This is a genomic window from Amycolatopsis samaneae (genome assembly GCF_039541975.1).
Lineage (GTDB): Bacteria > Actinomycetota > Actinomycetes > Mycobacteriales > Pseudonocardiaceae > Amycolatopsis > Amycolatopsis samaneae.
On sequence record NZ_BAABHG010000007.1, the window covers coordinates 467,044 to 478,634 of the forward strand.

The window sequence follows — 11,591 nt, forward strand, 5'->3', positions numbered from 1 at the left end:
CCGTGCCCGGACTGCATCCCATCCCGCCCGAACGAGGAGGTATCGGCATGACCAAACCGACTACCAACAACGTCGGCATCCCGGTCGCGAGCGACAACGACTCGCTGACCCTGGGCGCCAACGGCCCGATCCTGCTGCAGGACCACTACCTGATCGAGAAGAACGCGCAGTTCAACCGCGAGCGCGTGCCGGAGCGCGTGGTGCACGCCAAGGGCGGCGGCGCGCACGGCTTCCTCGAAGTCACCGAGGACGTCAGCCAGTTCACGAAGGCCGCGCTGTTCCAGCCCGGCGTACGCACCGAGAGCCTGGTGCGCTTTTCGACGGTGGCAGGGGAAAGCGGCTCGCCGGACACCTGGCGGGACCCGCGTGGTTTCGCGGTGAAGTTCTACACCACCGAGGGCAACTACGACATCGTCGGCAACAACACCCCGGTGTTCTTCATCCGCGACCCGATCAAGTTCCCGGACTTCATCCACTCGCAGAAGCGCCGTGCCGACAACCACCTGCGGGACCACGACATCCAGTGGGACTTCTGGACGCTGCGCCCCGAGTCGGCGCACCAGGTCACCTGGCTGATGGGCGACCGCGGTATCCCGTCGAGCTGGCGGGAGATGAACGGCTACTCCTCGCACACCTACCTGTGGGAGAACGCCGGCGGCGAGAAGTTCTGGGTGAAGTACCACTTCAAGACCGACCAGGGCATCGGCTACCTGACCCAGGCCGACGCGGACCGGCTCGCGGGTGAGGACGCCGACTACCACACCCGCGACCTGTTCCGGAACATCGAACAGGGCAACCACCCGAGCTGGACGCTGCACGTCCAGGTCATGCCCTACGCGGACGCGGCGGACTACCGGTTCAACCCGTTCGACCTGACCAAGGTGTGGCCGCAGGGCGACTACCCGCTGATCAAGGTCGGCCGCTGGGTGCTCGACCGCAACCCGTCGAACTACTTCGCCGAGATCGAGCAGGCCTCGTTCGAGCCGTCGAACCTGGTGCCGGGTATCGGCCCGTCCCCGGACAAGATGTTGCAGGGCAGGCTGTTCGCCTACGCCGACGCGCACCGCTACCGCATCGGCACCAACTACACCCAGCTCCCGGTCAACGCGGCGAAGTCCCCGGTGCACAGCTACTCGCGTGACGGCGCGATGCGCTACCAGAACCCGGGCGACCCGGTGTACGCGCCGAACTCCTTCGGCGGCCCGCACGCCGACCCCGTGCGAGGGGCGGAGACCGCGTCGAGCTACGGAGTCGAGGACGAGGTCATCCGTTCCGCGTACAAGCTCCACGCGGAGGACGACGACTTCGGCCAGGCGGGCACCCTGGTCCGCCAGGTGCTGGACGACGCGCAGCGCGAGCGGCTCGCGGGCAACATCATCGGGCACGCCTCGAAGGACGTTTCCGGGCCGGTCCTGGAACGCGTCTTCGAATACTGGCGAAACGTGGACAAGAACCTCGGGGACAAGGTGGCCGCGGCGTTCGGCAAGTAATACACGAATCCAGTTTCAGATTGGTGCTCCCACCACGGGGTGAGCGGCCCGGCACGCGCAGGCGTGCCGGGCCGCCTCCGTTCGGGTGGGCGGGACGAGGGTGAGGGACGGCCCCCATCTGGAGCAGTCGCGACACGCGGTCCGGCTGAGTGATGCGGATAGCCGAGCAGGCAATGCACCGATGTGGGCTACCTGTGTGTTCTATCGTGGCCGCCGATCACGCAACGTCAGCTTCGTGTGCCCTGATGGTGATCATCAGCGTTAAGGGCAAGCTCATGACGTTAATCAATTGCGGGAAATTTCGCGGCCATTGAATTCGGCACGTAAGGGTTAGAAATGGGCTCTAACCGGTGATCGGGTGGTGGATCTCCGATACGGCGGGTATCGCTTTATCAGTCAGGTCTCCCGAGGCCAGGAGGTACCCATGAAAGGCAAGTTCGCCCGATCCATCGCGGTGTTAGCCGCGGGCAGCATGCTGGCTGTCGGCACGGCCCACATGGCCGCGGCGGCTCCCGCAGGCGGGCACGGCACATCGAGCACTCAAGCGGTGGCCGCACGAGTACTGCAACTGCGTGACGACCTGACCAAGGTGGCCTACGCCGGCGACGTCAACGCGACGAAGAGCAGGCTCGACGAGCTGAATCCGGTCCTTTCCGAACTCGCGACCGGTAAGCGCTATCAGATCCAGGCGGACGCGCAGGACACCGCGGGCAAGGCGGAGGTGTACGGCTCCGAAACCAAGCGACGGCTGGCCGATCCGACGGCCGCGCCGCGTCAGCTGCCGCCGCTGCCGGCGATCCCGCCCATCAAGATCCCGGATCTGCCCGGCCCGCTGAAGATCGTCAGCGATCTGCTGAACGCCCTGCTCAACCTGGTCACCGGCCTGCTGGCCAGCCTGGTGGGCGGCGGCCTCCCGGTGCCGCCGCTGCCGGTGCCGGTGCCCAAGCCCTGACGGCAACCCTCGAACGGGGGACTGGAATCCGGTGCGGAGACTTCTCCGCACCGGATTCCGGTGTTTCCGGGCCTCGGTCGTGCCCCGGGAAGGTCCGTGGGGGCCTCCTTGAGGGAGCTGGAGTCCCTCAAGGAGGCCCCCACGGACCGAGGACGGGCGGAGCCGGTGGATGGGCTCAGCCGCTGAGGCCGAGCCGTAGCGCCCCGGCCAGCTCCGCGACCGCTTCGGTGAACCGGGAGCCGACGCCGGTGAAGTTCAGGAAGCCGTGGATGAGGTCCGGCTGACGGCTCACCGCGACGGACACCCCGGCGTCCCGCATCTTCCGCGCGTACGCCTCGCCCTCGTCCCGCAGCGGATCGAAGCCCGCGGTGACCACGTACGCGGGCGGCAGTCCGGAGAGATCCTCGGCGTGCAACGGGGAAAGCCGCGGATCGGTCAGGTCCGTGCCCCGCGGGACGTAGTGGCCCTCGAACCAGTTCATGTGCGCGTCGGTGAGGAAGAACCCGTCGGCGAACAGATCCCGCGAGCGGTACCGCTTCGTGAAGTCCGTGGCCGGGTAGATCAGCAGCTGGAACGCCGGGGCGGGCCCGCCCTTCGCGACCGTCTGCTGCGCGGTGACCGCGGCGAGGTTGCCGCCCGCGCTGTCCCCGCCGACCGCGATGCGGTCCGGGTCGGCGCCGAGGTCGCCCGCCTTGGCGTGGGCGTACTCGAACGCGGCGACCGCGTCCTCGGCCGCGGCGGGGAACGGGTGCTCGGGCGCCAGCCGGTATTCGACCGACAGCACGCGGACGCCCGCGTGCTGGGCGAGGTAGCGCGCGGCGTTGTCGTGCGTGGTGCGGTTGCCGACCACCCAGCCGCCACCGTGGTAGAAGACCAGCAGCCCGGACGGCTCGGGCAGGCCGGCCGGGGTGTACAGCGTCGCGGGCAGGTCGCCGTCCCCGGTCGGGATCCGCACCTCGCGCGCCGCGACGGGTTCGATCGGCCTGCCGCTCACCAGGTGCCTGCCCAGTTCGAGCAGCGACCGTGACTGCGCGACCGACCCTCGGACGAGCTCCGCGCCGGCCAGCTTCTGCATCCGGAGCAGCAGCTGGGCGTCGAGGGCGAGCTCCTGCCCGTCTCGCCGGATGGGAGGCCCGGCGAGGACGCGCCTGACCGGGCGGGGGAGCCAGTACGCCAGCTGGGTGGACACGGCCTGGACGCGGATCGCGAGCGGGATCGCCATTGTTCCTCCTCGGGCGCCATCGGACCCGCCTGACGCTACTGCCCAGTAGGTAGCAGGTCCATAGCCCGCCGGATGTGACCGAGGGCGCAGTCCCAGATCCTGGTCCTCCAGTTAGGTAGAGGGGTTAGCCTGGGAAACAGGTCGGCGTGGCGGAGCCACTCCGTTGCGGGTGGTGGAGGGGAGGAAGGTCGGAAGTGACTTCAGCCAAGACGGTCAATGTGCTTGGGATCGGCGGTTCGCTGCGGCCGGGCTCGCAGTCCGAATGCGCGCTGCGCATCGCACTCGCGGGCGCGGCCGAACTCGGAGTGCGTACCGAGCTGATCACCGGCCCGGAACTGGTGCTCCCGTTCTACGACCCCGCGGCACTGGAACGGGACGAGCGGGCCGTCCGGCTGATCGAGGGAATCCGGCGCGCCGACGGTGTCATCGTCGTCTCGCCCGGCTATCACGGCGCGCTGTCCGGGCTGGTCAAGAACGCCCTGGACTACGTGGAGGACCTGCGTGACGACGCGCGGCCCTACCTCGACGGCCGCGCGGTCGGGCTCGCCGCCGTCGCCTACGGCTGGCAGGCCGCGGTCACCACGCTCGACCAGCTCCGCACGATCACGCACGCCCTGCGCGGCTGGGCTACCCCGCTCGGCGGGTCGATCAACTCGGCGGAGACGAAGTTCGACGACGGCGGCGGCGCCTCCGACGAGAAGTCCGTGCGCACGCTGCGTCTCATCGGCCGCCAGGTCGCGGAGTTCGCCGTCACCCGAGCGGGCTGACCCGCGTTTTTTCTCCCACCGGCCGGGTATTCCTTCTCGTGACGCCTGCCATGACCGGCAATGGTTCGCCTACGTTCGGACGTTGTCATCAGTGCAGGCGCTCGTGGAGTGAGTGCCCCGACCGGGAGGTAGGCGAAGCATGGCTGAGGCCCTCTACACCGCTGTCGCGACGGCGCGCGGCGACGGGCGCAACGGCGAGGTCACCTCGTCCGACGGCGTCATCGACGAGTCGCTGGCGATCCCGAAGGGGATGGGTGGCCCCGGCGGTGACAAGACCAACCCCGAGCAACTGTTCGCCGCCGGATACTCGGCGTGCTTCCACAGCGCGTTGCAGCTGGTCGCCCGCCAGGCGAAGGTCCAGCTGACCGATTCCACGGTGACCGCCGAGGTCAGTGTCCTCAAGAAGGATGTGGGCTTCGGGCTCGCGGTGGCGCTGAAGGCGTCGCTGCCCGGACTCGAAAAGGGCCAGGCCGACGAGCTGGTCGCGCAGGCGCACCAGGTGTGCCCCTACTCCAACGCGACCCGGGGGAACATCGAAGTCGCGCTGTCCGCCACCGTGTGATCCGCTTATGACGTCCGCGTCGCCCGGAACCGGCTGAAAGGAACGAGAAACACCATGTCCACTTCTCCGATCAAAAGCCCGCTGACCGAGGCCGACAAGGAGATCACCGGGAACGCCCTGCAGGCGACCCTGGTGGATCTGGTCGACCTGTCGCTGATCGCCAAGCAGGCACACTGGAACGTCGTCGGCGCCAACTTCCGCAGCGTGCACCTCCAGCTCGACGAGCTGGTCGACACCGCGCGCACCTACGTGGACGAGGTCGCCGAGCGCGCCAACGCCATCGGCGTTTCGCCGAACGGCAAGGCACGCACGGTGGTGGAGAGCTCCGGCGCTCCCGACTATCCGGACAACTGGCAGTCCGTCGAATCGACGGTCGCCGCGATCGTCGACATCCTCGCGAAGCTGATCGAGCGGCTGCGGGCACGTATCGACGAGACCGACAAGAGCGACCTGGTCACCCAGGACCTGCTCATCGAGATCACCCAGGCGCTGGAGAAGGCGCACTGGATGTGGCAGGCCCAGCAGGCCTGACCCGCCCGCCCTGCCGGGTGGCACGGGGATGCCCTGAACGCGTGACGGCGCTACGGTGCGTTTCATGGTGCTGCATCAGGGAAATCCGGGTCGCCCGGCAGGTAACAGGGGCACGAATCCGTTCTACGGTGGGGCAAATCCGGCAGAAGCGGCGCGGCTGATCCCGCCGCGCGACCGGCTCGGCGACGACCCGCTGTCGCCGGACACGGCCTACCAGGTCGTCCACGACGAGCTGATGCTCGACGGCAACGCCCGGCTCAACCTCGCCACGTTCGTCACGACGTGGATGGAGCCGCAGGCGCGGGTGCTGATGGCCGAGTGCGTCGACAAGAACATGATCGACAAGGACGAGTACCCGCAGACGGCCGAGCTGGAACGGCGCTGTGTCAGCATCCTCGCCGACCTGTGGCACGTCCCGGACCCGGCGGAGGTCATCGGCTGTTCGACGACCGGCTCGTCGGAGGCCTGCATGCTCGCCGGGATGGCGCTCAAACGCCGGTGGTCGAAGCTGGGCCGCACCGGGAAGCCGAACCTGGTGATGGGCGTGAACGTCCAGGTGTGCTGGGAGAAGTTCTGCGAGTACTGGGAGGTCGAGCCGAGGCTGGTGCCGATGGACGGCGACCGGTACCACCTCTCCGCCGAGGAGGCGGTGGCGCGCTGCGACGAGAACACCATCGGTGTCGTCGCGATCCTCGGGTCCACCTTCGACGGCAGCTACGAACCGGTCGCCGAGATCGCCGCGGCGCTGGACGAACTCGCCGCGCGCACCGGCTGGGACATCCCGGTGCACGTCGACGGCGCCTCCGGCGCGATGATCGCGCCGTTCCTCGACCCGGAGCTGGCATGGGACTTCCGGCTGCCACGGGTCGCCTCCATCAACACCTCCGGCCACAAGTACGGCCTCGTCTATCCCGGTGTCGGCTGGGTGGTGTGGCGGGACAAGGCGGCGTTGCCCTCGGAGCTGGTGTTCAACGTGAACTACCTCGGTGGTGACATGCCGACGTTCGCGCTCAACTTCTCCCGTCCCGGCGCCGAAGTCGTCGCGCAGTACTACACCTTCGTACGCCTTGGCCGTGAGGGATTCCGTGCCGTGCAACAGGCTTCGCGGGACGTCGCGATGTATCTCGCGGAAGGCATCGAAGCGCTCGGGCAGTTCGAACTGCTGACCCGAGGGGACCAGCTCCCGGTCTTCGCCGTCACCACCAAGGCGTCGGTGATGGCCTTCGACGTCTTCGACGTTTCGCGGCGGCTGCGGGAACGCGGCTGGCTCGTGCCCGCGTACACGTTCCCGGAAAAGCGGACCGACCTCGCGGTGCTGCGGATCGTGGTGCGCAACGGCTTCACCCACGACCTCGCGGACCTGCTGCTGGCCGATCTGACCCGCGTCCTGCCCGAACTGGAGGCGCAGCCCGGTCCATCCAAGAACCAGGTGTCCAGCTTCCACCATTAGCTGTGGTCGGCGGTGCTACCGGCGGGTAATGTCGGGTGCATGGGTGTTGCCGCGGAGGAACGTCAGGCGTTGTGCACGCTGTTCGAGCAGGTCGGGCCGGACGCGCCGACCCTGTGCGACGGCTGGGCCACGCGAGATCTCGCGGCACATCTGCTGGTCCGGGAGCACCGCCCGGACGCCGCGCCGGGCATCCTGATCCCCGCGCTGGCCAAGCACACCCAGCGCGTCCAGGATTCCTACGCCGCGCGGCCGTGGGGCGAGCTGGTCCAGCGGATCCGCCGGGGCCCGGCCTGGTACTGGCCGACCTCGTTCGGCTCACTGGACGAGGCGGCCAACACCGCCGAGTTCCTGGTGCACCACGAGGACGTCCGCCGCGCCCAGCCGGACTGGGCACCCCGCGAGCCGGACGCGCGGCGGGACGCGGCGGCGTGGCGGTCGGCCCGGCAGATCGCCAAGGTGAACCTCCGGAAGTCGCCGGTGGGTGTCGCGTTGCGGACCCCGGACGGCCAGGTGGCGGCGGTCAGGACCGGGCCGGACGTGGTGACCGTGGTCGGCGCGCCGGTGGACCTGTTGCTCTTCTGCTTCGGCCGGGAAGCGGTGCGGGTCTCGTTCGAGGGCCCCGAAGCCGCTGTCGAGCGGCTCAAGACGCTGAACCGCGGCTTCTAGCGGCGCTCGCGGGTGGCGTGCAGGTACAGCCGGACGCCCGTGAAACCGAGGACGATGCAGGCGATCATGCCGCCGTAGAAGTACGGCTGGACGTCCTTGCTGATGGCGGGGACCTTGGTGTACTCGGTGATGTTGCCGTGCTGCTCGCTCACCTCGGTGTCCGGATGTGTGATCAGGAAGACGATCGCGGCCGCCAGCGCGACGAAGAACGCGATACCGATGCCCAGCCAACACCAGCGCAGCCGCACCAGGGCGGTCGGGAGGTCCGGCACGTAGACGTCGTGGCGGTGCTCCGCCATGGCACGCACCAGGGCGTGGTGATCCCTGGTCAGGCCCGAGATCACCAGCCGCCGCCTGCCCTCGATTTCGACGGCGCACCAGTAGTCCGTGCCGAGCTTGAGCGCGAGCGGGTTCGACGTGCCCGTCTCCCGGACCTGAATCGCGGTGATCCGCTCCCACGGCCAGCGCCGGACGCCACGGGCCGTCCGGTAGGCGATGCCGTGCTCGTGGAGGTCGACGCGCTCGCCGCGCCCGCCGCGGAACGCCTTGACGAGGGTGGTGATCCCGATGATGAGGAAGGCGATCCCGAGGCCCAGCACGAGGCCGAGGAGCCGGGCCAGCGCGCGGTCGATCGGCAGCAGGAACAGCAGCAGCGTCAGCGCTCCGGCGGCGACGCCGACCGCGGTCGTGACGCGGCCGACCTGCCGTCGTGTGCGGTTGTCGACGCGGTGTGCGCTGACCAGCGGGCCGAGTCCGGCGTCGGTGTCCACCTTCGGTTGTCCTCCACGGCATGCCTGTGCCGACAGGGTATCCGCGGAGCACTCGGGGGCACACCGGTACTTGTGACGTCAGGCCGGGCGGCGAGGCAGCACCGCCCGGCCCGGTTCGTCAGCGAAGTCCGAGTGCGCGCAGGGCGAAATGGACCTCGATCGACGTCTGCTTGATGGTCTCCGCGATCACCAGCGAGCCGTGGCCGGCGTCGTAGCGGTAGAACTCGTACGGCGCGTCACGGGAACCGAGCCGGTCGAGGTAGTTCTCGACCTGCCGGATCGGGCAGCGCGGGTCGTTGTCGCCCGCCAGCACCAGCAGCGGCGCGGCCACCGCGTCGACGTAGGTGAGCGGCGAGCATTCGCGGTAGATCGCGGGCACGTCGTCGGGCGAGCCGCCGAACAGCGCCCGGTCGAACGAGCGCAGCTGCTCCATCTCGTCCTCGTACGCCGCGACGTAGTCGGCGACCGGCACCCCCGCGACGCCCGCCGCCCAGCGGGACGGCTGGGTGCCGAGCGCCAGCAGGCTGAGGTAGCCGCCCCAGGAAGCGCCGTTCACGACGCACTTCGCCGGATCCGCGAGTCCACTTTGGACGGCCCAGTCGTGTACCGCGGCGACGTCCTCCAGCTCGGTCAGCCCGGGGCGGCCCTCGATCGCGTCACGCCAGGCGGATCCGTAGCCGGTGGAACCGCGGTAGTTGACCTCGACCACGGCGAAACCCGCGTCGAGCCAGGTCGCGCGGTAGGCCGAGAAACGGTCCTCGTCGGCCGAATGCGGGCCGCCGTGCAGGGAGAACACCGTCGGCAGCGGCCCGTCCGGGGCGTCGGCGGGCCGCGAGACCAGCGCGTGGATCCGGCCGCCGATCCCGTCGACGAAGGCGTCGGTGACCGGCGACGAGCCGGGCGCGCGCTCGCCGGGCGGCTCGAGGAGCACGGCGTCGGTGCCGTCGGTCTTCCTGGCGCGCACGGCCGTCGGCTCCGCGGCGCTCGACCACGAGTACTCGACCGTGCCGTCCGGGCGCGCGCCCGCGCCGCCGATCCGCCCGGCCGGGGTGTCCAAAGAGGACAATTCGCCGGTTTCCAGGTCGTAGCGGTGCAGCGAGCTGCGGCCCTGGTGGAAGTGGACGACGAGCAGCGCCCGCGCGTCCGGGTACCAGTCGGCGACGACCTCACCCGGCAGCCCGAGGTCGATCTCGGTCTCGGTGTCGGCCCGCACGTCCCAGACCAGCAGCTCTTCGCGGCCGCGTCGTTCGTGCAGGACCAGCAGCCGGGAGTCGCCCGCCACCGGCGAGAACTCCAGCGCGGCCAGCCCCTTGCCCTCGCCGTCCCACTTCTCGGCGACGGGGGTGAATCCGTCGGTGGTGAGCACCCGCAGCGCGGGGTGCCGGGAGTCGCCGTGCTCGGAGTGTGAGATCGCGAGCAGCGTCTCGTCGCGGGACAGCGAGGCGATCCCGGCGTCGTCGTGGTGGCTGTAGAAGCGCCTGGTCTCGCCGTCGATCCTGGCGAACAGCTCGCTGCCGTCGTCGGTGGAGACGCCGACGGCGATGACGCGCGAGCCGATCTCCAGTCCGGCGGGGTAGCCGTCGTGGACGTCCGGCACGGCCTTCTCGGGGTCGACGCCCTCGGAGCCGGCGAAGGGCTCGCGGACCCAGGAGCCGAACTCGTCACCGTCGGTGTCGTCGAACCACCAGATCCAGCGGCCGTCGGGCGAGGTGGTGGCGTGCAGGGTGCCGTTGGGCCGGTCGGTGACCCGGCGGTGGGTGCCCGCGGCGCGGTCCCAGGCGTACACCTCCCAGACGCCGCTGGCGTTGGAGACGTAGACGTTGGCGTCGGGGGCGTCGCGGGACCACTCGGGGACGGAGATGCGGGGTGCGTGGAAGCGTGCCCGCCAGCGGGTCTCGGCCGCGGCGTCGGTGAAGAGCCGGTCCGGGACCAGCGCGGACGGGTACTGCTTGGCTGACTGCGTGCTCACCCCTCGATCCTGCCACCTGGTGGCCGTACTGTGTGCGGCGTGCCAGATGGTTACGCCCCGGGGTTCGGTGAAGACGCCATGTCCATGATGGCGGCCAGGACCGCCGCCGAGCGTGCCGCCTTCGCGCTGCCCCTCTTCGCGCCGGACGCGCACGTCCTCGACCTTGGCTGCGGCCCCGGCACGATCACCGTCGGCCTGGCGCCGGGTGCCCGCGTCACCGGGATCGACGTCAGCCAGGAGCAGCTGGCGAGGGCGCGGGCGAAGGCCAGGGGGGTCCGCAGGTCCACAGTGGACTTCGTGGCCGCTTCGGTGTACGCCCTGCCGTTCGAATCGTCCACAGTGGACGCCGCGTTCAGTCACGCCCTCTTCGAGCACCTGCGAAACCCGCAGGAGGCACTGGCGGAAATCAGAAGGGTCCTTCGCCCCGGCGCCATTCTGGCCATCTCGACCTCGGACTGGAGCAAAGCGAAACTCCGCCCGAGAACCGCGAACGTGGAAGCCGCCCTGCGCGGCCACTACCTCCTACGCCGCCATGCAGGCGGCAACCCCTTCGCAGGCAAAACCATTGCCACCGAAGTAGCCACCGCGGGCTTCACCGACATCACCACCAGAACCCGCCACCGCCCAGACCTGACCTACCGAGAACTAGCCGCCTACATAGAACGCCGCCTGGCGAACACCCTCAACACCCCAGGGCCACTCCCGCACCGGGACCAACTGGCCTCCGCCGCCCGCTCCGCCCAAACCTGGCTCCACTCCGGCGACGGCGACTTCACCCAATCCTGGACAGAACTAACCGCAACCCGGTAACAGGTAACAGGTAACAGGCGTTCCCAAGTCTCCACAGCAGGGGGCAAGGGGCGAAGCCCCATCCCGACCCCCGCGACTCCAACGCGCCAAAACAGCGTTCCCACGTGATTAACCGGCGATCTCACGTGATCAGCCGGAGCTCTCACGTGATTGAACGCGACACACACTCAAAGGCGACAAACGAACGACACGTAACCACCACTGGGGGGTCCAGGGGGGCGGAGCCCCGCCTGGCGGGGGTCTGGGGGTTCGACCCCCAGGAGACACACGAGTAGTGAGCTTCCCCCTGTTCGCCGGACACGGCGGGTGTGGGGTCAGGCGGTCACGTTGGGTGGCGTGTGGAGGGCCTCAAACGTGACCGGGGCGTGCATCCCGATGCTGGAATGACGCCGTTTGGGGTTG

General features: G+C 69.4%; 11 protein-coding genes. 8 read left to right on the forward strand and 3 right to left on the reverse strand.

The annotated features are described in order from the left end of the window. The first annotated feature begins 47 nt into the window (after positions 1 to 47). Positions 48 to 1,490 carry a catalase gene (locus tag ABD987_RS21275; protein WP_345396090.1) on the forward strand — a complete coding sequence of 481 codons (1,443 nt, stop codon included), beginning with the start codon at positions 48 to 50 and terminating at the stop codon, positions 1,488 to 1,490. A gap of 424 nt (positions 1,491 to 1,914) precedes the next feature. Next, entirely contained in the window at positions 1,915 to 2,442 is a 528-nt protein-coding gene (locus tag ABD987_RS21280) for a hypothetical protein (protein ID WP_345396093.1), read from the forward strand. A gap of 175 nt (positions 2,443 to 2,617) precedes the next feature. Here ABD987_RS21280 and ABD987_RS21285 read toward each other — a convergent pair whose 3' ends face one another. Continuing rightward, on the reverse strand, positions 2,618 to 3,664 hold the full coding sequence (locus ABD987_RS21285; RefSeq protein WP_345396096.1) for an alpha/beta hydrolase: 1,047 nt from the start codon (positions 3,662 to 3,664) through the stop codon (positions 2,618 to 2,620). Between the two features lie 194 nt (positions 3,665 to 3,858). Between ABD987_RS21285 and ABD987_RS21290 the strand changes: the two genes are divergently transcribed. From ABD987_RS21290 to ABD987_RS21310, 5 genes are all read left to right on the forward strand, one after another. Continuing rightward, positions 3,859 to 4,431, forward strand: a complete 573-nt coding sequence (locus ABD987_RS21290) for an NADPH-dependent FMN reductase (RefSeq protein WP_345396099.1) — start codon at positions 3,859 to 3,861, stop codon at positions 4,429 to 4,431. Positions 4,432 to 4,570: 139 nt separating this feature from the next. Next, positions 4,571 to 4,993 carry an organic hydroperoxide resistance protein gene (locus ABD987_RS21295; RefSeq protein ID WP_345396102.1) on the forward strand — a complete coding sequence of 141 codons (423 nt, stop codon included), beginning with the start codon at positions 4,571 to 4,573 and terminating at the stop codon, positions 4,991 to 4,993. Positions 4,994 to 5,047: 54 nt separating this feature from the next. Next, positions 5,048 to 5,524: a Dps family protein gene (locus ABD987_RS21300; RefSeq protein WP_345396105.1), complete on the forward strand. Its 477-nt coding sequence runs from the start codon at positions 5,048 to 5,050 to the stop codon at positions 5,522 to 5,524. A gap of 64 nt (positions 5,525 to 5,588) precedes the next feature. Then, positions 5,589 to 6,974 carry a glutamate decarboxylase gene (gad, locus tag ABD987_RS21305; RefSeq protein WP_345396108.1) on the forward strand — a complete coding sequence of 462 codons (1,386 nt, stop codon included), beginning with the start codon at positions 5,589 to 5,591 and terminating at the stop codon, positions 6,972 to 6,974. A gap of 39 nt (positions 6,975 to 7,013) precedes the next feature. Then, on the forward strand, positions 7,014 to 7,640 hold the full coding sequence (locus tag ABD987_RS21310; protein WP_345396111.1) for a TIGR03085 family metal-binding protein: 627 nt from the start codon (positions 7,014 to 7,016) through the stop codon (positions 7,638 to 7,640). Here the strand turns inward: ABD987_RS21310 and ABD987_RS21315 are convergent. Together ABD987_RS21315 and ABD987_RS21320 are read right to left on the reverse strand one after the other, a co-directional pair. Continuing rightward, a complete protein-coding gene (locus ABD987_RS21315; RefSeq protein ID WP_345396129.1) occupies positions 7,637 to 8,410 on the reverse strand; it encodes a hypothetical protein in 774 nt (257 codons plus the stop codon). The two genes, ABD987_RS21310 and ABD987_RS21315, sit on opposite strands and share 4 nt — an antisense overlap. Positions 8,411 to 8,528: 118 nt before the next feature. Then, entirely contained in the window at positions 8,529 to 10,379 is a 1,851-nt protein-coding gene (locus tag ABD987_RS21320) for a prolyl oligopeptidase family serine peptidase (protein ID WP_345396131.1), read from the reverse strand. A gap of 39 nt (positions 10,380 to 10,418) precedes the next feature. Here ABD987_RS21320 and ABD987_RS21325 point away from each other — a divergent pair, with 39 nt between their 5' ends. Next, complete coding sequence (locus tag ABD987_RS21325) at positions 10,419 to 11,189, forward strand: class I SAM-dependent methyltransferase (RefSeq protein ID WP_345396132.1); 771 nt, start codon at positions 10,419 to 10,421, stop codon at positions 11,187 to 11,189. Positions 11,190 to 11,591: the final 402 nt, after the last annotated feature.